Source organism: Flavobacterium sp. NG2, assembly GCF_034119845.1.
Taxonomy (GTDB): Bacteria; Bacteroidota; Bacteroidia; order Flavobacteriales; family Flavobacteriaceae; genus Flavobacterium.
Genome location: NZ_CP139420.1, coordinates 2866529 through 2891827, shown reverse-complemented (window position 1 = coordinate 2891827; position 25299 = coordinate 2866529). Strand labels below are relative to the sequence as shown.

Sequence of the window (25299 nt, the reverse complement as noted above, 5' to 3'; positions counted from 1 at the left end):
AAAAGGTATTTAAAATATTTTTAACTTCTTTTTCTTACGCAGTATAATTTTGCTTCTAAATCACTCAAAAATCAATAAAAAGACCTGAAATTTAGAACAGTTTCATAATTCACAAAACAACAAATAACTACAAGTCAATTACTTATCATTTTTTAACTATTATTTTACAGAAATTAGCACCCAAAAAACCTCCCGATTGTGTTAAATTTGTTGTATAAAAAAGGCTATAAAAAGCACCAAAAAAAAATAAATAAATTAATCATATCTTTGTAAAGTACTGATTTAATTGACAATAATAAGGAATGATAACAGGACAAATAACAAATGTTGTTTTTTCTTACACAATAATACTAATTTCTGTAATTTTTTTTAAAAAAATTTTCCTTTTATGTACCTCAAACCTTATAAAGTACTATAAACAAAGGAAAACTAATTTCTGTATTGGAAAGTAGCAACAAAGTTATAAGTTTTAAAAAACCTAACACCCAAAATAAACACCCAAAAATCTCCATGACAGTACACGAATTAGTAGGTAGTTACGCCATTGAAGGCAGTAATCAAGACGAGACCAACAGAATAGCTTACCGTGGTAAACTACATTTATCATTGGACGAGAACAACCGCGTACTAGCACATTGGGTTATTGGAGAAAATCAAGAACAATTTGGACATGGTTTTTTTAAAGACAATATCTTGGTAATCAATTTTTACTATACAGGTGAAGAGGAAGTGAAATTCAAAGGAGTGGTGGTTTACCGTTGCATTAACAAAGATATACTAGACGGTTTTTGGTCGGAAAAATACGGAAACCCTCAGTATTTAGGAACCGAACGTTGCCTAAGACTTCAAACGACAGAAACTCCAAACTGATTTCCGTAACTTTGTTGGTTAATCAATTAATTCTTTAGTTAAAAAAAGCACATGCAAAACCGTTATTCAATTGTAATTAGCCCTCCAGATGAAATTATTGCGTTGGTGAAATCCATGAAGGAAGCACTGGCAAAAGAAATAGGTTGGTTTCACAGTAAAAATTCGCTTGCACACATTACGATTAACGAATTTATGGCTACCGAAAATGAAATCGAAAGCATCAAAAAACAACTTTACAACATTTGCGACGCCATTCAGCCTAAAACGGTTTCCTTAGACCATTTTGACACTTTTCCCAACGGTGCTTTTTTTCTAGCACCTGATGAAGTCTCGAAAACCAACTTGAAACACATTCTCAAACAGTTCAATCAGTCCTTCAAAGTAAAAACGCTATTCAAAAACAGCGAACCGCATTTGACAATTGGTCGCCAGTTGAAATCGGAACATATTACCATTGCTTACCGCCTTTTTTCTAATCCGATTGCTATACAATTTGTATCTGATAGTATCGCATTACGACTTTTTAACCCCACAAAAAAACAGTTTGAAATAATTGACCGTTTTGATTTTAATGATAACCCCAAACCAACTTTAGAACAAGGGCGTCTTTTTTAAAATTTCATTTAAAATGAACAATACCAAGACGCTTTACCTTTTAATTTTTTTATGAGATAATTTTAACAAAGCATTAAAAAACAATCCTATAAACCAACAGACAGTCACCACCATTTTACACAGATATTGTTATTACTTTTAAAGCATAAAATCTGTGAAAATCTGCAAAATCTGCGTGCCCAAAAAAATAAATAAAATCAAAGTACGACTAATCAAAAAACATTGTTTTTAAAAACAAAAAAAGGATTCAGAAAAAATCCAAATCCTTTTTAAACTTCAATCAATTTTTACAGTTTGTTTATATAACTGCCGTAAATATCCCTAAACTGATACCCCGTAGCGATACGGTCTTTACTTAGTTTTCTATTTTCAACCATCGCCCACAATACAAATTCTTTCATAAAAAGTTGCTCTTCTTTCGGTACTTTATTTTGAAACTTTTGAATCAAAACTTCAAGCGGTTCGATACCATTGAGGATAGTTTGATATTCCGCATCCGTACATTCGTCTAGCAATTCAAAACCATTTTCTGCAAAAAACCATTCAACCAAGTCGGTATAGGTATTTTTCTCATTGGGTTTTTCGAGTTTTTCAATTTTTGGAAAATAGTCTGGAAACAAATTGCGTATAGCAGCTCCCAACAGATGTTGTGCTACAAATGCCGCTCCCTCCTGCTCTCCTTCATAAACCAATTCTATCTTTCCTGTAATAGCAGGAATCACCCCCATAAAATCAGACAAACGAACCACCGTTTTGTCTTCTCCATTCAGTAAACACCTACGTTCGGCGGTACTCAATAAATTTTCATAAGCCGTAATACTCATTCGGGCACTTACCCCACTTTTATAATCAACATATTCACTAACTCTTGCTTCGAAACTAATTTGCTCCAACAAATCCTTAGCCAGCGACGGAACATACACCCTTTCCTCCTGCTCCTTATCCAATCTAGCCTCTTGCTCCGTAATTGTTCGGGCAATAGCAACGGTTTCAGGGTAATGTGTTAAGATCTGTGAACCAATACGGTCTTTTAGCGGCGTTACAATGCTTCCTCTATTGGTATAATCCTCAGGATTGGCTGTAAAAACAAATTGGATATCAAGAGGCAAACGCAATTTAAACCCTCGAATCTGAATATCCCCTTCTTGTAAAATATTGAACAAAGCCACCTGAATGCGCGCTTGTAAATCAGGCAATTCATTAATCACAAAAATACAGCGATTAGCCCTCGGAATCATCCCAAAATGAATTACTCTATCATCAGCATAAGACAACTTCAAATTAGCCGCTTTAATCGGGTCCACATCTCCTATCAGGTCGGCCACGGTGACATCAGGGGTTGCTAATTTTTCCGAAAAGCGCTCTTTGCGATGCAACCACGAAATAGGGGTTTCATCACCCTGTTCCTTGATAACATCCTGAGCAAACCTCGATATCGGACAAAAAGGGTCGTCGTTAATCTCAGAACCACTCACATACGGAATGTATTCATCGAGCAACTCCACCATCTTGCGTGCCAATCTGGTTTTCGCCTGCCCTCTCAAACCCAATAAATTGATGTTGTGTCGGGATAATATAGCGCGTTCCAACTCTGGAATCACGGTATTTTCAAATCCATGAACACCTTCAAAAACAGGTTTTCCCGCTTTTTTTCTCTCAATTAAGTTGGCCCTCAATTCGTCCTTAATCGATTTGGATTGGTATCCCGAAGCCTTGAGCTCCCCTAAAGTTTTTATGTTTTCTATGTTCATTTTATCTTTATTTCTATCTAATTATTTTGTTTTTCACTCTTAATCCTTCACTCTAAACCACAAACTATAAACCATTAAAAATCAATCATTAATCAAATTTCAACTCCATGTTATTACTGACCACTAAAAAAACTGACCACTGACCACTAGCTACTGACGACTAATCAACTACCTCACCCGCTTCTTCCTATTTGTTTCATAATCCTCAAAAATCATTTCGCCCAGCCCTTTTAAGCCTGTATAAAATGCTTTCCCTTGATTGGCCTCTGTAAATTTGTTGACAAACTTCTGTAAATAAGGGTCGCTGGCAATCATGAAAGTCGTAATAGGAATATGCAATTTTCTAGCTTGTTGCGCCTGAGTATAGCATTTATCTACAATATATTCATCAAGACCGTTGCTGTTCATGTAGTAACTCCCGTCACGTTCTCTCACACAACTAGGCTTGCCATCGGTAATCATAAATATCTGTTTGTTGGTATTGCGTTTTCTGCGAAGCATATCCATCGCCAATTGCAATCCTGCAACCGTATTGGTATGATAAGGTCCTACTTTCAAATAAGGCAAATCCTTAATCGCAATCGGCCAAGCGTCATTCCCAAAAACCAATATATCTAAAGTATCTTTTGGATAGCGGGTCGTAATAAGTTCTGCCAGAGCCATGGCCACTTTTTTAGCAGGCGTAATTCTGTCCTCACCATACAATATCATGCTGTGACTAATGTCAATCATTAGCACAGTACTCATTTGAGATTTATGCAAGGTATCTTCAACAACCAAATCATTTTCAGTCAGCCTAAAATCTCCTATACCATGATTGATTTGTGCATTACGCAAACTCTCTGTAAGCGAAATACGCTCAAGACTATCCCCAAAATAAAACTCCCGAAACTCCCCCGTATGCTCATCACCTAAACCTGAATGTTTGGTTTTATGATTCCCAGAGCCCGAGCGTTTTAGGTTTCCAAAAATTTGTTCCAATGCCTGTTGTCGAATCGCACGTTCCGTTTTAGCAGTAATACCTAAACCTCCACTACCATCATCTCGCAGCTCTTCCTTGATGTAACCTTTTTTCTTTAAATCTTCAATAAAATCATCAATGGTGTACTTTTCGTCCGTGAGTTGATATTCCTTGTCTAATTCGCGTAACCAACTGATGGCTTCGTCAAAATCCCCAGAGGTATGCGTAATCAACTCTTTGAAAATCTGAAAAAGTTTCTCAAACGGACTCTGTTCTGGCGCCGTGTATTGCTTAAAATAAAACCCTTTTTTAACTTCATTTTTCATAATTTTAAAATTACGGCTTTTTTAAAGTATAGCTCCCCCAAACGTTTATTAATTTTAAGTTAAAATCCTGTTTTTAGACTGTCCGGGCAGGCTATCCACTACAAGTCCGCAGGTATCAGGCTATAAAATACAACCCCAAAAAGGAGCTTCTTGCAGTCGCTCTTTTGGAGTTTATTTTATTCGCCTTCCCCCTTTGCGGGCTTTTCGTTCCTATCCTTGACAGAAAAGACCAAACTGCAAACCAAAACGTCAATCGGCTCCATTTTACGTTCCCTCGTACCAATTTGTTTTGTATTTTTGACACAAAATCAAACCATCAAAATAGCAATGAATAGTTATTTCCTGCATAACGGAATTGAAAGTAGTGGTCCATTTACCCTAGAAGAATTAAAATCTAAAAATATCAAACCCAACACCCCCGTATGGTGCCAGGGAATGCCGGATTGGAAAACAGCTGCCGAAGTCGAAGAACTAAAGTTTTTAATTACCGTGATTCCTCCTCCTTTGAAAAGGAACGATACAGTAGCCACTTCAACTGTACAAAATATAAAAACAGAAAATCAATTAGTTGAGAAGAAACAAAAAGCCAAACGAATTTTTGGTTTAAAGAAAAGTGTTTTCTTCTCAATTAGCCTACTAGCTGTATTAATAATTGCTAGCTTGTTTCTCAATTTCTATCAAGAAAATCGAAGAGCAGAATTGGAACTAAAGAACAAACAAACTGAAAAAGACAATATACAGTACCGTTTGCAACAAAAAGAAATTGAAGAACAAAAAATCCAATTAGCCATTCAAGAAAAAATTGAGGCAGATCGGCTTTTAAATAATAAAAAAGAAACGATTAAAAATAGATTGTTTTCAAACGAAGAACTACTAATCTCCGCAAATACGAATTTTGAAAATGCAAAAAAGAAATTAGCCGATGCTTCTAATTTTCAATTTTTCAGGTCTTCCGAAGAACGAGCAGAACAAATTGATCAAGCTCAAAAAGAAGTTACTTATTGGAAAAAAGAAATTGAAAAAATCACCAATGAAAACGACCAACTAAAGCTAGAATTAGAAAAAATACGGTAATGATAAAAGGGTTTAGAAAAAAAGTCTAAACCCTTTTACAATAAACTAACCTCTAAGTAACAAAGAAATAGCAAATCATCTTTAAATAATTAGAGCTAAATCTTCCTTTTTTATCGGTTTAGACATATATCCTGTTATTAATTTATTGTTTTTGGCCTTGTTTTTATCTTCAAAAGCTATTGACGAACTTGAAATATAAATTATTATATTGCGTTTTATATCTGATTCTATTTTTTGAAATTCCTCCATAAACCCCCATCCATCCATAATAGGCATTTCAATATCTAACAAAATAACATCAGGAATATTCGTTTGATTCTCCAATGCTAATACTAATGCTTTTATAGCTTCTTCTCCGTTAGAAAATGTAGTTGTTGAATCAAGTAATCCTAAATTAGAAATTATTTTTTTCATGACTATTTTATAAATAGCGTCATCATCAATTAACCAAATAGATTTTTTTTTCACGATATATATATATTAAAACAAGTCCCTACGCCAGGTTGACTATCAATAGTAATTTTACCCCCCATAGCATCTATCTGGTTTTTAGTAATAAACAACCCTATACCTTTTGATTCAGGATTATTACTAAAGGTTTTATACATGCCAAATATCTTCGAACCATAACGTTTTAAATCAATTCCGATACCGTTATCCGCTATCTGAAGTACTTTTTTATTTCCTTCAGTCACAATAGAAATGGTAATCTCTGCTTGTTTATTGGGGTCACTATAACGTATAGCATTGGAAATTAAATTGTAAAGAATACTTTCTAAATATGCAGGATTATATACTATTTCGATGCCATCATCAATATTCAAATTAATTTTGACAGCTTTCTCTTTTATTTTATCAGCAAGAACCTCAATGGTATTATCTATATAATCCTTTAACTTTATTTTTTCAACTACTAGCCCTAAGTTTGATTGAATATTAACCACCTCATTCAAATTCTCTAGTGTTTCATTCAAAGCATCAGAAACATTTTTTAATAACTGAACTAACTCTATAACTTCTTCTTCCGAATCAGATACATTAATTAAATCAGTCAATGAGGATATATTACTGGTATGCGACCTTAAATTGTGTGAAACGATATAGGAAAAATTTAATAATCTTTTATTTTGTTCTGTTACTAAATCAAAAGAGTTATTTAAATCATTTTGAATATCTTTTGTTTTAGTGATATCAATCATAATTCCACGAAGAAATTCGACCTTCCCATTGACAGAAATTACATTCACCATGTCTCTTAACCAAACAACGGAACCATCTTTGGCAATCATTCGATACTCAAATTCATGATCCGCATTTTCATTTGTCTTTTGAGAACAAAAGTTCAGAACATTATTTTTATCATCTTGATGAATATGATTCTCCCAAAAATAAGGCGTTGATAACCATTCTTCCGAGGTATATCCTAAAATATCTTTTACTTTTTCACTAACGAAAGTAAATTCCAATGATTCGGCACTACATTCCCACACAATACCATCAATAGTATTGATTAATGATTCAATTTTTTGTTGGTATTCTTTTGATTTACTTTCAGCTAACTTACGTTTTGAAATATTTTCAATTATAGAAATATAACTAGTAATTTCGCCATTAAATTTATGCAAAGAAGAGACAGTCAGTTTAACCCATATTAGTTTACCATTTTTTTTAATATATCTCTTTTCAATTGAATATTTATTGATAAGTCCTTTTTTTAACTCCTCTAATTTATTCAAATCTTTTTCTAAATCTTCAGGATAGGTAATTTCCATGAAGCTTTTATTTTTTATTTCGGCTGCACTATAACCTATAAGATCACATAACTTGGCGTTAATCTCGATAAATTTACCTGTATCTTTTTCAACATTAGCCATTCCTACACCAGCCTGGTCAAAAAATGCTTTAAATTTTAACTCACTATCAACCAATTTCTTAGCTTGATCAACTACTAAAAGCTCTAATTTAGCAGGCTTTCTTAAAATGGAAGTAGTCATAAATCCAAATAGCACAGCCAATAAACCTCCAAATAATGAAAGACTAATTAATAGTGAATAGATTTCATACCAAGAACTAGTATCTATTAAATAAATTTTCCAATCACCATCTGGAATCGAACTTGTTATATAATTTAAGTCCGAGAAATCAGTATTTCCATCTAAGAAAAAAACTTCTTCTGATGTATCAAGATTAATTTTGGATAACTGAAAAACATACTTCGAATTCTTTTTTGAATAAAAATTAAAAAAATTCACAAAGTTTTCAAATCGAATAACTACTGCCGAAAAGCCCCAAAAGCTATTGTTTTTATATACAGGCAATCGGCCTACAATCCCCTTACCTCCTTGCATTAAATCAATTGGCCCGGCAAAATACATCTTTTGACTTGCAATTGATTTTAAAGTTTCTTTTCGATGTCTTTCTGATGTTACTATATTCAATCCAAGAGCTGCTTCATTCCCTTCTAATGGATAAATATATTTAATTATCCCATTAGGAACTAGCTCAACGGCATCAATGCTTTTATTTGACTCTACTAGTTTTTTTCCAACAGCTTCAAAATTCTTTGGAATTCCATCATCATTTATAGTTAACGCAAGTGTTAAAGTAGTTGTGTAACAATTTTTAAAAAAAATTTCCATGTCCTGATGAACAACCCTAAGGAAATTGCTCATTTCTTTCCGATTATTTTCTTTTATAATCTGATATTGTTGAAGTACAATATAGGATACAATTAAACTAAGAGTAATAAAGATTAAAAAACCAGCTGTTTTGGGCTTATTTAAAAGCTTCTTCGAAATTTTTGAAATCTTTTTTAAAATCATCTTGGTTTAAGAATTTGAAAAAATCCTATCTTTTTATTTATTTTTAAGTAAAGCAAATATAGCACATTTTAGGTATTGTATTGTTAGAAACCTAAATAATTAACCTACAAAGCATAAAAAACACTGTTAAAAATTCAATAAACTTCACTTTTTTACTAAAAAAACTCATTTTTATCAAAATAATAGCTCAAATTTCCTTTTAGTACTTATAAGCATCTTCCTAAGGAGCACATAAATTTCAAAAAACATAGAAGAATCTGAATCATAATGACGAAATTTGCCGTAATAATTAAGGGAATCAAAATTTGTATTCTTAGAAATCAAATAATCATGGGCAGAAACAACGATAAGAATATTAAAAAACATAATGACAAATTGCACAAAGCACAAGATAAAATCAAGCAAGCCGCCATGATCCGTAAAGAAAAACTAAAGGAAATTACTAAAAAATTTAACGAAGATAAATCTAAAGACAACAAATAAATTCACATAACAATGGCCGACAATAAATTCGAAATATTAAAAAATAACATTCAAGAAGTTATTGACTTGATAGCTACAAAAGACACTATTGCAGCGGGAAATAAATTAATTAATATCAGTGAACAATTAGACGAAATGCTTGACTTTGCAGAAGAAGATGAAGATCTAATTCAAATTAGTAAATACCAAGTGTTATTAAATCAATTGTTATTAAAAGTTAACCCAATTACTTAAGAATAAATTAAAATTGTTTCAACTAATGCTAAATACAAACTGTTATTGCTGTTCAGGAAAAACATTCAAAAATTGCTGTGAAGCTTTTCTTTTAGGGAACAAAAAAGCTTTTTCTGCCGAAACCTTAATGCGCTCACGTTATTCAGCATTTGCAACTCATAATGTTGACTATTTAATTGAAACCACGCATTATTCTACACGAAAAAACCATCATAAAGAAGCAATACTCGAATGGGCAACAACAAATCAGTGGTTACAACTAGAGGTTTTGAAAGCAAGTGAAACAACAGTTGAGTTTAAGGCTCATTATAAAGATAATTTAGGGCAATACCAGATTCATCATGAATTTTCTACTTTCAAAAAAGAAAATGATAATTGGTATTATGTTGATGGTCATTTTTTAGATTAAATAACAAATCTAAATCCCTACTACATCAGACAATTACAACAAGACTAAAACAATAAAAGACTCTAATTTACAATCCTAGTTGTTTCAATATTTTCTAATTCTTGTCTTTAATTAATTTTTATTCCATTATATTTAGGAATTAATTAAAGACAACGAAGAAAAATGTATTGGTATCACGAAGATTTACAACGACTAGAAAAGGAAATTGCAGGATTTGAAAAAAATCCTAAGCTAATTTTTTACGGAAGTTCAACTTTTACTTTGTGGTCTGAATTAACAACCATTTTTAAAGAGTATCATCCTGCCAACTTAGGTTTTGGAGGTTCAACATTAGCTTCTTGTACTTGGTTCTTTGACCGATTATTTGAAAACATAGACAATATAGAAGCAATTATTATCTATGCAGGAGAAAATGACCTAGGAGAAGGTAGACACCCAGAAGAAGTAATTCTGTTTTTAGAAAATTTATTGCATAAAATTAGAGCCAAATATGGCAATATACCTTGTACTTATATCTCAATAAAACCTAGTATAAATCGCTGGCATTTAGCAGGAAGTATTCGTTTTACCAATAGTAATATTCAAAAATTAATGGCCAAAAATTACAATTTATATTTTTTAGACATTTATGATTTGATGTTAACTAATGAAGGTACTCCTAATCCTAACTACTATATAGAAGATGGGCTACATCTTACTCCAGCAGGATACGAATTGTGGACAGAAGTTATAAAAAAACACTTGGAATTATCTACAATAAAACTTCAAAACGTTTAATAAAAAGTTAGTAAACTACTTCTCAAAAAAGGTGTCATGAAAAGAGAATATCACAAATGGTATAGTCCTAATCTTGAGAAAGAAATGGAACTTCTTGTTTTTGGTCATGCAGGTGCCAAAGTATTATTTTTTCCACCTCGAATGGGACGCTTTTACGATTATGAAAACTGGAAAATCATTGCTGCGGTTGAACATAAAATCAATAATGGAGATTTACAGATTTTTTGTGTTGATAGTGTAGATTTAGAATCTTTTTACAATAACTTTTGCCACCCCGGCTATCGAATTTATAGACATATACAATATGAAAAATATGTTCTTGAAGAAGTCTTAGCCTTGGCTAATTTGATTAATCCAAATCCTAATATAATTTCGGCTGGTTGCAGCTTAGGGGCTTATCATGCCGTAAATGTTGCCATGCGTCATCCTTCCTTATTTTGTAAAGTGGTAGGCATGAGTGGTCGTTATGACCTCACAAAATCTAATGGTTATTTTCAAGATTTATTAAGTGGCTACCATAACGATTTCATCTACTTCAATATGCCCAATCAATTTCTAAAAAACCTTGAAGACCCTCAATTGATACAGCAATTAGATAAAATGGATATTATTCTTAGCATAGGAAAAGAAGACCCCTTCTTGCAAAGTAATCATGAACTAGCGGGCATCTTTAATGAAAAAGGTATTTCCTATAATTTATACGAATGGGATGAGGAAGCCCATAAAGCTTGCTATTGGAGGAAAATGGTTAACTTATATTTGTAATATTCCATCGCATTCAACACTTGATAATCACTAGTAAAAACTGTCTCTTAGTGGTTTTAAAAATCAGTTTTTAGAATTTTTAAGCTACCAAATGATTATATCAAAAAAGTGAATTTATTCCCTTTGAACCTCCGCTTACAATGATTATATTTGCAACCTTGAAAAAAAACTTAAAATGAAGATATCATACAATTGGCTAAAACAATTCATTAAAATAGATTGGAAATCAGAAGAAGCTGCTGCTTTATTAACTGATTTAGGACTTGAAGTTGAAGGAGTTGACAAATACCAATCAATTAAAGGAGGACTTGAAGGAATTGTTGTAGGTCACGTATTAACTTGCGTCCCTCATCCTGATGCAGATCGCTTAAAAATCACAACTGTTGATATAGGTGAAGGAACACCAATTCAAGTGGTATGTGGTGCTTCGAATGTAGGTGCTGGTCAAAAAGTACCAGTAGCGACTATTGGAACGGTATTATACGACAAAGAAGGAAACTCTTTTACTATAAAAAAAGGAAAAATTCGTGGACAAGAAAGCCACGGAATGATATGTGCTGAGGATGAATTAGGTCTAGGGAATGGACATGACGGAATCATGATATTAGATGAAGCCCTAGTTCCAGGAACTTCTGCGGCTAAAGTTTTTAAAATTGAAAATGACGAGGTTTTCGAAATTGGCTTGACACCAAATCGTGCCGATGCAATGAGCCACTTAGGAACCGCTCGTGATTTACGTGCTGGTTTAATTCAAAAAGGAATCAACACTGAATTGATTACGCCTTCTGTCAGTAATTTTAGAGTTGATATGCGTACGTTGAAAATTGACACTAAAATTGAAGATATTAGTTTAGCACCTCGTTATTGTGGGGTGACCATTTCAGGGGTTACGGTAAAACCATCTCCTAATTGGTTACAAGATCGTTTAAAAGCTATTGGTATTACACCAAAAAATAACATTGTAGATGTAACAAATTATGTATTACATGATTTAGGACAGCCATTACATGCCTTTGATGCATCAAAAATCAATGGTAAAATCAACGTAAAAACGCTAGCTGCTGGAACTAAGTTTACAACTCTTGACGATGTGGAACGCGTTCTTCATGAAGAAGATTTGATGATTTGTGATGACAAAGGACCTTTGTGTATTGCAGGAGTTTTGGGAGGTAAAAATTCGGGAGTTACTGAGCATACTAAAGATATTTTTATTGAAAGTGCTTATTTTAACCCTGTAAGTATTCGTAAAACTGCCAAAAGACACCAATTGAGCACTGATGCTTCTTTCCGTTTTGAGAGAGGAATCGATCCAACTATTACAGCTTATGCGCTAAAACGTGCTGCTATTTTGATTAAAGAAGTAGCTGGTGGTGAAATCACTTCAGATGTGAGTGATGTGTATCAAAAGAAAATTGAAGATTTTAGCGTTTTTGTCAACTTTAAAAATGTAGCTAAAATTATTGGTCAGGAAATTCCAAAAGATACTATTAAACAAATTTTGGTTTCTTTGGACATCAAAGTTAATAGTGTGTCTGAAGCTGGATTAGGAATTACTATTCCTGCTTACCGTGTTGATGTACAAAGAGAAATTGATGTTATTGAAGAGATTCTTCGCGTATATGGATATAACAATATTGGGTTTTCAGGAAAATTAAACGCTACAGTTGCTAATGCTCCACGTAATGAAGATTATAAAATTCAAAATATAGTAGCCTCTCAATTGAATTCACAAGGTTTTCATGAAATGATGGCAAACTCGCTTACTACTGCTGATTATGTAAAACTATCAGATAATCTTAAAGAAGAACATAACGTAACCATGTTGAATCCGTTGAGTAATGATTTAGCGACTATGCGTCAATCATTATTATTCTCTGGACTAGAAGCGATTTCATATAACATCAATCGTAAGAATAGTGATTTAAAATTGTTTGAATTTGGAAAATCATATCATAAATTCTTATCTGGATTTGAAGAACAAAAACATTTAACGTTATTCCTTACTGGAAGTCGAAACAACGAAAGCTGGACTGCACCACAAGTACCATCCAATTTCTTTTTACTCAAAGGATATGTAGATGGAATTTTGGCTCGTTTTGGAATTCAAAAAACGCAAAACTCACCCGTTTCAAACGATATTTTCTCTGAAGGTGTTGCTATTGGATCAGGTCATAATTCTTTGGTTGAATTTGGAGTAGTGAAAAAGTCAATCTTAAAACATTTTGGAATCAAACAAGAAGTTTTTTATGCAGATTTTAACTGGGATGCTATTTTGAAAGCTATTTCGCTTAAAATTAAATATACTGATATTCCTAAATATCCTGAAGTTAGAAGAGATTTAGCGCTATTAATCGATCAAGCAGTCACTTATGATTCAATCTATGCAGTAGCCAAGAAAACTGAAAAAAGTTTGTTAAAAAACATTAATCTTTTTGATGTTTATGAAGGTGACAAACTTCCTGAAGGTAAAAAATCATATGCTTTGAGTTTTATCATTCAAGACAGCACTAAAACGCTTACTGATGCACAAATTGATAAATTGATGAGTAAATTACAAACCAATTTTGAAACGGAACTCGGAGCTAGTTTACGATAAAAAAATCCAGTCATGTACTGAATTAAGGAGCCAATTCTAAAAATAGAATTGGCTTTTTTTATTATGAATTTACATCTGCCCCAGATTGCAGCGATAGCCCCGACTGAAAAATGCTTATTTTTACAGGAGCAGTAGAGCGACCAACGGAAGCTCCTACTGTGACTAAGTAAAAATTGCATTTTGAAGAAGGGCTATAGCGGAAAGCTGGATTAGGCACATTATTACAAATTAAATTAAAAAAAAAAAAAAAACAATAAACTTTGTCAGGAATAAAACTTTGTATCGACTAAATACGTATATATCATTAAATTACAGTAAAATGAAAGTATTACAAATTGTTTTGGTGTTTAGCATCCTGTTTGGACTCAATTCCTGCATAAAAGAAGATATTGTTGACGACCAAATTGAAGAAAGTATTCGAATAAATAATTCTTTTTCGAATTTTACAGTTGGCGAAACTATCGTATTAGATGCTTTTTTCTTTGATAACCTCGGGATGAAACAAACGGTTGTTTTTGATTTGAAATCAAACAATCCTTCAATTGTTGAAATTGAGAATTCAACTCAAAAAATTATAGCAAAAAGCAAAGGGACTACCACCATTGTTGTTTCTGCAGTTTATAATGGTAAACAAATTGAAAATACAGCAACAATTACCGTAATAGAGTCCGGAACACCACCTGACCCCAATAACGTTATCAAAATAGGAACATTAGTAAAAACAAGTTCCTATGCCTCAGCAGGTGATTTCGAAATTACTGCGATTACTGGAGGAATACGTATCCAATTTGCGAGTAATTATGTAGCTGACCAAAATTTACCTGGGTTTGCAATGTATTTGACAAACAACCCTAATAGCCGAACAGGAGCGATAAAAATTGATGCGCAAGGTGATGCTGATGGGGTAATTTATAAAGGAGCATTTACTATGGATGTTATGGGAGTTGGAATTAATGATTTTGGATACTTGACCCATTGGTGCGACCCTTTTAGCATTAAAGTTGGTGAAGCACAAATTAAAAACAAATAATTATGAGCAGTAAATTAGCAAAATTATCACTTTCGCTCGTACTATTTTCTCAAATTATATTTGGGCAATGGAACAAAGGTGAAGGAAATGGATATTACAAGTTGGCAGCAAGTTCATTAGTCGCAGACGAGCATTATACTAGTGCCAAAGAAAAAGATCCTAACATCACAAGAGGAAATTTTATCATCAGTGCTTATGGTGAATATGGACTAACCGATAAATTTGATTTAGTAGCCTACCTTCCTTTGTTATCTAGAGTGTACCAAAACAAACAAATATCAGGTACAACTGGAGCTGTAATTCAAGAAGGTGAAAGCGTAAACTCTATTGGAGATATAGACTTAGGGGTACGTTATGGTATTTTCAAAAATGACCAACTCGCTTTATCAGCCACTTTAAAGTTAGGATTGCCTACAGGGAAAAAGAATGGTGGTACCGATGGAAGTTTACAAACTGGTGATGGTGAATTTAATCAATTAATTCAGTTAGACCTTGGTATTCCTTTTAAAATTGGTAATCAAAACAGTTATGCAAAAGTATATTCTGGTTTTAATAACAGAACAAATGGCTTTTCGGATGAATTTCATTTTGGAGGTGAAATAGGGACTAAAATTCAAGACAAATTATTTGTTGCAGCAAAATTTAGCAATGTTCGCTCATTTAACAATGGAGATAATAATAGTACAGGACAAGGGATTTTTGCAAATAATGTTGAATTTACTAATCTAGGTGGTGAATTAGCCTATTATATCTCTAAAAGTTTTGGGGTTATGGTCAATTATACAGCAATACTTTCAGGAAAAATAACTTATGCAGCTCCAACTTATACTGGTGGATTATTTTTGGATTTTCAATAAACAGAACTCGAATATCATCAATTAAACCAACTGATTTTTATCATATTTTATATCGTTAGGGATTACTAATTTTATATTCTAAACTTTATAAGACATGAAAGAAAGCACTTTATTTACTTGGGATAACGGTTCAATAATCATTGTATTTGTATTCGGATTTGTGATTATAGCCTTGGTAGCTACTATTTTTTTACTAATGAATAATGACAAAAAGAAGCAATAAAAAAAGGATATCCGACTTGGATATCCTTTTTTATATATGTTTAATAGGGATATTATCCTCTGATTAATTTTTTGTATTTCAAACGTTTTGGCGTTAAATCCCCACCTAAACGTTTTTTCTTGTTCTCTTCGTATTCTGAGAAACCACCTTCAAAGAAGTATACTTCTGAGTCTCCTTCAAAAGCTAGAATGTGCGTACAAATTCTATCTAAGAACCATCTGTCGTGCGAAATAACTACAGCACAACCTGCAAACTGCTCTAAACCTTCCTCTAAAGCACGCAATGTATTAACATCCAAGTCATTCGTAGGCTCATCTAGTAACAATACGTTTCCTTCTTCTTTCAATGTCATCGCAAGATGTAGACGGTTACGTTCCCCACCAGAAAGTGTTGCCACTTTTTTGTTTTGATCGCTTCCACCAAAGTTAAAACGACTTAAGTAAGCTCTAGAGTTTACTTGACGTCCGCCCATCATAATCAATTCTTGACCATCACAGAAGTTTTCCCAAATAGACTTATTAGGATCGATATTAGAGTGTGCTTGATCAACATAAGCGATTTTTACTGTCTCCCCTACTGAGAATTCTCCGCTATCAGTTTCTTGCTCTCCCATAATCATTCTGAAAATAGTCGATTTACCAGCACCGTTTGGCCCAATAATTCCAACTATTCCAGCTTGTGGCAAAGTGAAGTTCAAATTATCATATAATAATTTGTCTCCAAAAGCTTTAGCAACACTTTTAGCTTCAATTACATTCGTACCTAAACGTGGTCCATTAGGAATGTAGATTTCTAATTTTTCGTCTAATTCTTTTTGGTCTTCATTTAATAATTTATCATAGTTCTGTAAACGTGCTTTTTGCTTTGTTTGACGACCTTTGGCTCCTTGACGAACCCAGTCCAACTCACGCTCTAAGTTTTTACGACGTTTTGAAGCTACTTTTTCCTCTTGTGCTAAACGATTTGATTTTTGATCTAACCATGAAGAGTAATTTCCTTTCCATGGAATACCTTCTCCTCTATCTAGTTCTAAAATCCATCCTGCTACATTGTCAAGGAAATATCTATCGTGTGTTACAGCTATTACAGTTCCTGCATATTGTGCTAAATGTTGCTCTAACCATAAAACAGATTCGGCATCCAAGTGGTTGGTAGGCTCATCTAGTAATAATACATCTGGTTGTTTTAATAACAAACGACATAAAGCCACACGACGACGCTCACCACCTGAAAGGTTCTTAATAGGAGTATCACCATCTGGAGTACGTAACGCATCCATTGCAATCTCCAATTTTGTATCAATTTCCCAAGCTCCTAAAGCATCAATTTTATCTTGAAGTGCAGCTTGACGATCCATTAACTTATCCATTTTGTCTGGATCAGAATAATTTTCTTCAAGACCAAACAAATCATTTATTTTGTTATACTCTTCAAGAACTTCCATCGTTTCAGCAACACCTTCGCGTACAATTTCGATTACTGTTTTAGAGTCATCAAGAATAGGTTCTTGCTCTAAATACCCTACAGTGTAACCTGGAGCAAAAACAACATCACCTTGATAGTTTTTATCAACCCCAGCAATAATTTTTAAAAGTGATGATTTTCCAGATCCATTAAGACCTAAAATACCAATTTTAGCACCATAAAAGAAACTTAAATAAATATTCTTAAGTACTGCTTTGTCTGCTCCTTGATAGGTTTTACTCAATTTTGACATTGAGAAAATTACCTTTTTATCGTCTGACATATTATATATGATTTTAATTTTTAAAAGTGTACAAATATAACATTATTAAAGATAAATAATAACAAGTTGAGAAGACAATCATTAGGATTATCATTTATAGCATTTATCATTGATATGTTTTGTCTGTCAATGTTTTCATAAATGCCACTAGTGCTTTAATCTCTTTATCTGTCAATTCTAATTTATCCGATGCTAAGGTTTGATTTTCAATGATTAAACCAAGGCCAACTCCACCTCCATTATTGTAAAATTCTATCACCTCTTCAAGTGTTGTGTACAGACCGTTATGCATATAGGGCGCAGTAATAGCGACATTACGTAATGAAGGTGTTTTAAAAGTATGCTTTAATTGTGGCATTTGATATTGCAGATACCTTCCCATGTCGGGACTGATTTTAGTTCCTTTTTTGTCATCTGGAGTACCAATGACTTCATGCTCTGTTTTTTGATAAGTTGGCGGCACAGTGCCATTAAATAAAGGAATAAAATGACAAGTCGCACATTTGGCTTTTCCAGCAAAAACATTGAAACCTAACTTCTCTTCTTCTGAAAAATCATCTGAATCTCCACGCATGTATTCATCAAATTTACTATCGAAAGCATTCAAAGAGCGGATGTAACTTGCTAGAGCATTTTGAACTTGCCACTCCTCAATTTTTTTAGATTTAGGAAATGCTTTTTTAAAAAGTCTTATATATTCTTGGTCTTTGTTTAACACCTGAATCGCATTGGCTACATTTCCATGCATTTCTTCTTTGTTTTGAATCACATCCAAACTTTGTTTTTCTAAATCCAACTGGCGTAAATCCCAAAACTGTGCATTTTGCAAAGATGCATAGGTTAACATAGGGGTATTTCGACTTAGAAAGCCACCTTTAAGCGATTGGTTTGTTTTCAAACCGTCAGTAAATCCTTTTGAGGGAATATGACAAGAAGCACAATTTCTTTTTTGATCATTCGAAAAAGAGTTTTCATAAAATAATTTCTCTCCTAAAACGGCCTTCTCTTCGCTAAATCGATATTCTTCGGATGGGATAAAAGCATTGACATTAAAGGCTTTTTTATCAAAAATAGTACTTGCACTTGGATTTACAACACTGTTTTTAGTCGTTGACTCAATCTTATTTATTTTCTGAAAAGAAACCAACTTTACACTAATAGGATTAATAAAGTTTTTAATAAAATAAGCTCTATCAAAAGTGTTAAAATCAGTATTAGCATCACAATATTTTGCAGCTTTATCAATTAAATCTACTATTTTATTTTCACATTGATCTGATGCTGGTGTATTGAAATTCATCTTTAAAATTAAGCTCTTTAACGATTCCAAACTACTTTTAGCTTCTGGTATCGACCTCAAAGCGATTGGCGAATCAAAACCGGTTATTCCTAAACTCATAATCCGAATTAATTCCATTTTTGAAGCATCTAAAACATGTGAATTTGAAATCGTAATAGCTGCTAAATGCTGTTGTACTTGCTTTAAATTTCCAATTAACACTTTAATTTCTCTGATTAGTGTTTCTTTATTTTCAGAACTATAGTTGGGGTAAATTAACTCCTCCATGACTTGAAAACCATTTGGAGAAATAAAGGTATTTTCGGCTACTTCCAATTCGTCTAACGCAGGGCCATTGATAAATCGAGCTGAATTTGGCGTAAAATATTCCACTGCCCATTCTATTTTTTTATAGCCTATTCTTGTAGAATCAAAAGCTTGTTGGATTTTAACGTCATCATCAGTTTTATCAACTAGTGTTTGAAAATCAACACATTTTTCATTTATTTTATCAATATTCAAAACTAATTCCTCTTGAATCGTTAGTTCCTTATATTCCTTCTCACAACCCAAAAACACCATTAAAAGTGATAGTTTCAGAACAAAAACTACTTTTTGGAAATACATATTTTTAAACAATCTCATAATATTTAGGATAATAAAAACAAAAAAACAACCCTATAAATAGGGCTGTTCTTCATTAAATTAATTTCAAAAATTACTTTTGAACATTTCTTATTATTACGGTTTGTCCACCTTCTTTATTCGTGTTTACACCACTTCCATCAGCATTTTTGAAAGCATCTTTTTGCCATGTGTGAGGGTGAATATTTAAGATAAACGTATTTGGAACTCCAATTACATCTGAAATATCTTCCATAGCACCATATTCCCAACTTCCAAATTTTGTCACACCTGCTTGATTGTATGCAGCATTCCAAATAGCATCATCACGTTTGTGATTCATTGTCATCCATGGTTTGTTTACTTTGGTTGCAATATTGTACTGCCAGATATAAGAATCGTGCTTAGCATCAGCATAATAAGAGTCTCCATCTTCCTGGATATACACATAGTTTTCGGTTACACAAATGTTGTCTGGATTAATGATTCCAGTCCCTGGAGTTGAATCTCCCTCAACTACTAATTCTAATTTACCTAATAGTGGGTTTGTGTCATTTAAAACTAATTTATAAACTCTTCCCCACATAGTATATCCTGTTACTGGATTGTTGTTTGAAGATTGACCTGTTGCCGTAAAGTAAATTTCGCGATTATTTTTTGCAGAACCTTTTCTGTAATCAACATCTTCTACTCTTGAGAAACGGATAGCACCTAAATTGTTTACAGTCGTATTGATTTCAGCACCAGTTAAGTTTTTAGCATTTGGTATTTCCACAAAAGAAACATCAAATGAAGTTCCAACATTCATAGTCGTTTCAACTTGTACACCGTCATTTCTTTTTAAAGCATATAGTTTACCGTTAGTAAGATCACCAACAGTATTACTTACATACATAATAACCTGACCTGCACTAATGTGTGAAGTTGAATACGATTGATCTTCACCAATAAGAATAACTGTTTTACCTGCATATGCACCTTTAGGTAGCGGAACCGCATTTTCCATACTAGCTTTTCCTAAAGCCGGCAATACTCTGTCCGTTCTACTTTTATCAGCAGTTAAGCTAAAAGGATCAATTCCGTGAACCATACTTTCTTCACCACTTTCTCCAGCAGTCAAAAACATTGGTCCAAATCCGTGAATTGTAGGTGTTGCTAAAGTTGCAGAGCACAACCTTGTCATTCCTCCAATTCCATCAACAATATACTCTCCTTTTATAGGCTTCAAAGTCTTATCAAAATAAACTCTCGAAACTGATTTCAATATTTCATGATTGGTAATCATCATGTAACCATCGCCATTAGCGTCTTTCATGAATCCTGCCCCATCAGGTTGCGCTCCATAAATAAAACTCGGAGAACCTGGTAATACATCTGAACTGCTTATCAAAGATGTGATTTTTAAATTCTCAAAACCTTCTTTAGCAACCACTAATGCTGGTACAGAAGAAGTGTAGTTAAAGTCAATTTCAGAATTTACAGCTGTTGAATTGTCATCATCATTTTGACAACTAAATGCGGCTAACCCTAATACGGATAACGCTCCTACTCTTTTTAAATAATTAAGTTTCATGTTTTATCGTTTTAATATTTTTTGACAAAACTATATTCAAAAAGTCGTGTAGAGGTTACCTAATATTATTCAAATAATGACCTTTACGTTAGCAATAGTTAACCAAACCATTAAGAAGTTAGTTTTAAGTTAACAGACTACCTAAGCCCTCAAAAAAACAAAAAATATAAAGCATAAAAAAACGACGATAACTACAGATAGTTATCGTCGCTTATAACATATTAGCAGTTTTTTATACGCGTCCTTTCAATGAATTAAACACCCAAGATATTGCTAAGAATCCTACTCCAACAGCTGCAAATCCCCAACCTGCTACATCATCATATCTAAAAGCACCTAAGCCTATCAATAAGAATCCCATGAGTAACATGATAAAAGTTGCCCAGCCTAAAATTGTGTTTTTATTCATTGCCATAGTGTGGTGTTTTAAAAGCAAATATCGATAATTTTTAATGTTAATTAAAAATATGAAACAGCATTTCTTTTAATAAATCGGCATTTGATAGTGCATTAGCACCTACTCCTTTACTTTTTACATCAATTTCACGCAAAGAAGCCACTATTTGACTCACTTTTCGCATAGGGTAATTTTTGATCGCTACATCATATTCTTTCATGAAATAGGGATTTACACCAATCACCCCTGCAGCCGTTTTCGGGTTTTTATCTTTCAGTCCATGGTATTTTAATAATTGTACAAAAAAACCAAAAACGAGACCCGTAGTCATAACCATAGGATTGTCTTTAGGGTTGTGAGCAAAATTTTCAGCAATAGTATACGCTTTTAGTTGGTTACGTTCGCCAATCGCTTTACGTAATTCAAATACATTAAAATCTTTACTAAAACCTATATTTTCTTCAATATCATGAGCCGTTATCGTACTTCCCTTAGGTAAAATAAGCTGTAATTTTTCGAGTTCGTTGTTTATTTTACTCAAATCAGTACCCAAAAACTCCACCAACATGGCAGTAGCTTTGGGTTCGATATTGTATTTTTTCCCAGCTAGAACGCGTTTAATCCAGTCTCCTACTTGATTTTCATATAGCTTTTTACTTTCGTAAACCAAACCATTTTTAGCCAATGTTTTGGTGACTTTTTTACGTTTGTCTAATGTTTTGTATTTGTAAGCCATCACTAAAACCGTGGTAGGCATAGGATTTTCGGCATAGGATTCTAATTTCTCAATAGTTCTGCTTAATTCTTGTGCTTCTTTTACAATTACTACTTGGCGCTCCGCCATCATTGGATAACGCTTCGCAGTCGATACAATATCTTCAATCGTTACATCACGTCCATATAAAACTGTTTGATTGAATCCTTTTTCCTCTTCGGTCAAAATAGTATCTTCAATAAAATCCGATAATTTATCAATATAATAGGACTCTTCTCCCATCAAAAAATAAATAGGTTTTATATTTCCAGCCTTTATATCGTTTACAATTTTTACTACTTCGTCCATTTTTTCTATATCAGGTTTCAAGTTTCAAGTTTCAGGTTTCAAGTTTTGGAAAACTTACACAGATTTAATGTTTTTTCACACGAATTTCACAAATTTACACGAAACATTCGATGCGAAAATTTCACTAATATGCCTTAGGCAGATTAAATTAGTGTAATTTAATTTTACGACTTCCTTAATTTGTGAAAATCTGTGAAATTTGTGTTTAACTCTTTTTATTCAGTTAGACTTTATTGATTATTAGCAAAACTATAAACTAAATAACTATTTTTGCCCTATGCAAAAACTCAATTTTCCTTCTTACTCTTTTCGATTCAAAAATAGCGAAAATAAAGTGTCTATCTTTGATGAAATACGGAAAAAATTCATCATTCTTACTCCAGAAGAATGGGTGCGTCAACATGTAGTTCGTTTTTTATTGGAAGAAAAAAAGATTCCAAAATCACTAATCAACGTCGAAAAACTTCTCAAAGTCAACGGACTAAATAAGAGATATGATGTTGTTGTTTTTAATTCAGATGGTAGTATACATATATTAGTAGAATGCAAAGCTCCTGAAGTCAAAATTGCACAAGCTACATTTGACCAAATAGCTCGTTACAATATGACCATGAATGCCACGCTTTTGATGGTAAGTAATGGATTGAATCATTACTTTTGCCAAATGGATTATGAGAATGAAAAATATCATTTTCTTCCTGATTTACCACAATACAACAACTAATTAAATGAAAATAGCAGTCGTTATCCTCAATTGGAATGGACAATCTTTATTAAAACAATTTTTACCTTCGGTAGTTGAATTTTCTCCTGAAGCAACAGTATATGTCGCAGACAATGCGTCGACTGATGATTCTATTACTTTTATAAAAAGTAATTTTCCAACTGTTCTAATTGTCCAAAACAAAGGGAATTTCGGCTTTGCCAAAGGCTACAATGAAGCCTTACAGCATATTGAAGCAGATGTTTATGCACTTGTAAATTCAGATATTGAAGTAACTCAAAATTGGTTACAACCCATTATTAAAACCTTCGAAAACGAACCTCAAACAGCCGTAATTCAACCTAAAATATTGGATTTCAAAAACAAAGCCTATTTTGAATATGCTGGAGCTGCTGGTGGATTCATCGATAAATTTGGCTATCCCTATTGCCGTGGACGTATTTTTGACACTATCGAAAAAGATAATGGTCAATACAATGATGAAAGAGAGATCTTTTGGGCATCAGGCGCTTGTTTTTTTATACGAACAGCAATTTATAAAGAACTAAAAGGTTTTGACGATGATTTTTTCGCTCATCAGGAAGAAATTGACTTATGTTGGCGTATCATAAATAAAGGACATACTATTAAGTACAATCCCAATACTGTCGTTTATCATGTAGGAGGTGCAACTTTAGAACAAGGTAATCCCAAAAAAACTTACCTTAATTTCCGAAATTCACTATCGATGTTAGTCAAAAATTTACCTGGAAAATGGTTGATTCCCATTTTATTTTGTCGTTTAATATTAGACGGAATTGCTGGATTGCAATTTATTTCAAAAGGAAAATGGTCTCATTTTACAGCAATTTTAAAAGCTCATTTTTCTTTTTACAACTCAATACCAAATACTTACAAAAAAAGAAACACAAATCAATCCCCAAAATACTACCATAGCCCTAGTATTATCTACCAGTACTATGTTAATAATGGCAAGGTATTTGTTAACTAAAATTAACAGTATTTTATAAGTATATTATAAACATTAAAAACTAAATTTGTACACCGAACCTAATTAATGAATTTATGAAAAAAATCGTAATTGCCTTATCAGTATTAACTTTATTTGCTTCATGCGTTTCTAAAAAGAAATACAACGAACTAGAAGCTAGAAACAAAGAAACTCAAGATTTATTAAACTCTTGTACTGTAAAACTAAATTCTTGCTTAGAAGAAAAAGCAGGTCTTGCAGCCTCAGTAGCTGGTTTAAAAGAACATAATGAAACTTTAATTACAACTTCTAAGAACTTAACAATGTTAACTTCAAAAGGAGCTGAAAACTTAGAGAAATCTTTAGAAAGCTTAAAAGAGAAAGATTTAAAAATCACAAGATTACAAGACGCCTTAACTAGAAAAGACAGTGTTACACTTGCCTTAGTATCTAGTTTAAAAAGTTCTGTTGGGATTTCAGATCCAGACATTGAAATCAATGTTGAAAAAGGAGTGGTTTACATTTCAATTGCTGATAAATTATTATTCAAAAGCGGTAGCTATGATGTAACATCACAAGCAAAAAGTGTATTAGCGAAAGTTGCAAAAGTTGTAAACGACAAACCAGACTTCGAATGTATGGTTGAAGGACATACAGATAACGTTCCTTACCTAGGAAACGGAGTACTGTTAGACAACTGGGATTTAAGTGTGAAACGTTCTACATCTATCATCCGAGTTTTAACAAACCAATTAGGTGTTAAACCAGAGCAATTAGTTGCTGCAGGTAGAAGCTCTTATGTTCCTTTAGTTTCTAACGATTCTGCTGAAAACAGAGCTCGTAACCGTAGAACTCGTATCATTGTATTACCAAAAATTGATCAATTCTACGACATGATCGAAAAAGAAATGAAAAAACAAAAACAATAATTTGTAAGTTGTTATTCAATTATAAAAAACGTCTTGAGCAATCAAGACGTTTTTTTTTTATCCTATTTCAATAAATTAATTTTATTCACTGCAAAGCCCTATGATAGTTTGTTTTTTTTAATGTAAATTAGTGAAATAAATTTACCCCAAATTGAAATTAACCTCCAAAATACTACTGACATTAGTTGTTTTATTTGTGT

Annotated in this window: 25 protein-coding genes; 15 read left to right on the top strand and 10 right to left on the bottom strand. The window is 32.8% G+C overall.

The window, feature by feature from the left end:
* Window positions 1-510: 510 nt before the first annotated feature.
* Window positions 511-870, top strand: a complete 360-nt coding sequence (locus SLW70_RS12020) for a hypothetical protein (RefSeq protein ID WP_320888660.1) — start codon at window positions 511-513, stop codon at window positions 868-870.
* Between the two features lie 51 nt (window positions 871-921).
* Entirely contained in the window at window positions 922-1485 is a 564-nt protein-coding gene (locus SLW70_RS12015; protein WP_320888659.1) for a 2'-5' RNA ligase family protein, read from the top strand.
* A gap of 287 nt (window positions 1486-1772) precedes the next feature.
* Here the strand turns inward: SLW70_RS12015 and SLW70_RS12010 are convergent, their stop codons facing one another.
* The gene (locus SLW70_RS12010) at window positions 1773-3236 is read right to left on the bottom strand and encodes a magnesium chelatase (protein WP_320888658.1); all 1464 of its coding nucleotides are present in this window, start codon (window positions 3234-3236) and stop codon (window positions 1773-1775) included.
* A 168-nt stretch (window positions 3237-3404) separates the two neighbouring features.
* On the bottom strand, window positions 3405-4523 hold the full coding sequence (locus SLW70_RS12005) for a vWA domain-containing protein (RefSeq protein WP_320888657.1): 1119 nt from the start codon (window positions 4521-4523) through the stop codon (window positions 3405-3407).
* A 327-nt stretch (window positions 4524-4850) separates the two neighbouring features.
* On the opposite strand from SLW70_RS12005, the gene SLW70_RS12000 reads away from it, so the two are divergent.
* Window positions 4851-5597 (top strand): DUF4339 domain-containing protein, encoded by a 747-nt coding sequence (locus tag SLW70_RS12000; RefSeq protein ID WP_320888656.1) that lies wholly within the window; start codon window positions 4851-4853, stop codon window positions 5595-5597.
* 81 nt (window positions 5598-5678) lie between these two features.
* On the opposite strand, the gene SLW70_RS11995 is transcribed toward SLW70_RS12000, so the two are convergent.
* Both SLW70_RS11995 and SLW70_RS11990 read right to left on the bottom strand, forming a co-directional pair.
* Window positions 5679-6065: a response regulator gene (locus tag SLW70_RS11995; RefSeq protein ID WP_320888655.1), complete on the bottom strand. Its 387-nt coding sequence runs from the start codon at window positions 6063-6065 to the stop codon at window positions 5679-5681.
* Window positions 6062-8269, bottom strand: a complete 2208-nt coding sequence (locus SLW70_RS11990) for a PAS domain S-box protein (RefSeq protein WP_320888654.1) — start codon at window positions 8267-8269, stop codon at window positions 6062-6064. The genes SLW70_RS11995 and SLW70_RS11990 overlap by 4 nt, the downstream gene beginning before the upstream one ends.
* 480 nt (window positions 8270-8749) lie before the next feature.
* On the opposite strand from SLW70_RS11990, the gene SLW70_RS11985 reads away from it, so the two are divergent.
* From SLW70_RS11985 to pheT, 6 genes are all read left to right on the top strand, one after another.
* Entirely contained in the window at window positions 8750-8902 is a 153-nt protein-coding gene (locus tag SLW70_RS11985; protein WP_320888653.1) for a hypothetical protein, read from the top strand.
* Window positions 8903-8914: 12 nt separating this feature from the next.
* A complete protein-coding gene (locus tag SLW70_RS11980) occupies window positions 8915-9136 on the top strand; it encodes a hypothetical protein (RefSeq protein WP_320888652.1) in 222 nt (73 codons plus the stop codon).
* 25 nt (window positions 9137-9161) lie between these two features.
* A complete protein-coding gene (locus SLW70_RS11975; protein ID WP_320888651.1) occupies window positions 9162-9545 on the top strand; it encodes a YchJ family protein in 384 nt (127 codons plus the stop codon).
* Window positions 9546-9707: 162 nt separating this feature from the next.
* Window positions 9708-10322, top strand: a complete 615-nt coding sequence (locus tag SLW70_RS11970) for a GDSL-type esterase/lipase family protein (RefSeq protein ID WP_320888649.1) — start codon at window positions 9708-9710, stop codon at window positions 10320-10322.
* Window positions 10323-10358: 36 nt separating this feature from the next.
* A complete protein-coding gene (locus SLW70_RS11965) occupies window positions 10359-11087 on the top strand; it encodes an esterase family protein (protein WP_320888647.1) in 729 nt (242 codons plus the stop codon).
* A gap of 175 nt (window positions 11088-11262) precedes the next feature.
* Entirely contained in the window at window positions 11263-13683 is a 2421-nt protein-coding gene (gene pheT, locus SLW70_RS11960) for a phenylalanine--tRNA ligase subunit beta (protein ID WP_320888646.1), read from the top strand.
* 61 nt (window positions 13684-13744) lie between these two features.
* Here the strand turns inward: pheT and SLW70_RS11955 are convergent, their stop codons facing one another.
* On the bottom strand, window positions 13745-13900 hold the full coding sequence (locus tag SLW70_RS11955; RefSeq protein ID WP_320888645.1) for a hypothetical protein: 156 nt from the start codon (window positions 13898-13900) through the stop codon (window positions 13745-13747).
* A gap of 102 nt (window positions 13901-14002) precedes the next feature.
* Here SLW70_RS11955 and SLW70_RS11950 point away from each other — a divergent pair, with 102 nt between their 5' ends.
* From SLW70_RS11950 to SLW70_RS11940, 3 genes are all read left to right on the top strand, one after another.
* Entirely contained in the window at window positions 14003-14713 is a 711-nt protein-coding gene (locus SLW70_RS11950; protein ID WP_320888644.1) for a hypothetical protein, read from the top strand.
* 2 nt (window positions 14714-14715) lie between these two features.
* On the top strand, window positions 14716-15570 hold the full coding sequence (locus tag SLW70_RS11945; protein ID WP_320888643.1) for a hypothetical protein: 855 nt from the start codon (window positions 14716-14718) through the stop codon (window positions 15568-15570).
* Window positions 15571-15664: 94 nt separating this feature from the next.
* The gene (locus SLW70_RS11940) at window positions 15665-15793 is read left to right on the top strand and encodes a hypothetical protein (protein ID WP_320888641.1); all 129 of its coding nucleotides are present in this window, start codon (window positions 15665-15667) and stop codon (window positions 15791-15793) included.
* A gap of 52 nt (window positions 15794-15845) precedes the next feature.
* Here SLW70_RS11940 and ettA read toward each other — a convergent pair whose 3' ends face one another.
* The 5 genes from ettA to holA form a co-directional block, all read right to left on the bottom strand.
* Window positions 15846-17540 carry an energy-dependent translational throttle protein EttA gene (ettA, locus tag SLW70_RS11935; protein WP_320888639.1) on the bottom strand — a complete coding sequence of 565 codons (1695 nt, stop codon included), beginning with the start codon at window positions 17538-17540 and terminating at the stop codon, window positions 15846-15848.
* Between the two features lie 106 nt (window positions 17541-17646).
* A complete protein-coding gene (locus tag SLW70_RS11930; RefSeq protein WP_320888637.1) occupies window positions 17647-19464 on the bottom strand; it encodes a cytochrome-c peroxidase in 1818 nt (605 codons plus the stop codon).
* Between the two features lie 73 nt (window positions 19465-19537).
* Complete coding sequence (locus tag SLW70_RS11925; RefSeq protein WP_320888635.1) at window positions 19538-21016, bottom strand: alkaline phosphatase PhoX; 1479 nt, start codon at window positions 21014-21016, stop codon at window positions 19538-19540.
* Window positions 21017-21248: 232 nt separating this feature from the next.
* Entirely contained in the window at window positions 21249-21431 is a 183-nt protein-coding gene (locus SLW70_RS11920) for a CAL67264 family membrane protein (protein WP_320888633.1), read from the bottom strand.
* Between the two features lie 40 nt (window positions 21432-21471).
* A complete protein-coding gene (gene holA / locus SLW70_RS11915; RefSeq protein ID WP_320891791.1) occupies window positions 21472-22476 on the bottom strand; it encodes a DNA polymerase III subunit delta in 1005 nt (334 codons plus the stop codon).
* A 277-nt stretch (window positions 22477-22753) separates the two neighbouring features.
* Between holA and SLW70_RS11910 the strand changes: the two genes are divergently transcribed.
* From SLW70_RS11910 to SLW70_RS11900, 3 genes are all read left to right on the top strand, one after another.
* Entirely contained in the window at window positions 22754-23200 is a 447-nt protein-coding gene (locus SLW70_RS11910) for a type I restriction enzyme HsdR N-terminal domain-containing protein (RefSeq protein WP_320888632.1), read from the top strand.
* Between the two features lie 4 nt (window positions 23201-23204).
* Entirely contained in the window at window positions 23205-24191 is a 987-nt protein-coding gene (locus tag SLW70_RS11905; RefSeq protein ID WP_414458225.1) for a glycosyltransferase family 2 protein, read from the top strand.
* A 74-nt stretch (window positions 24192-24265) separates the two neighbouring features.
* Complete coding sequence (locus tag SLW70_RS11900; RefSeq protein ID WP_320888631.1) at window positions 24266-25099, top strand: flagellar motor protein MotB; 834 nt, start codon at window positions 24266-24268, stop codon at window positions 25097-25099.
* The last annotated feature ends 200 nt before the right edge of the window (window positions 25100-25299 follow it).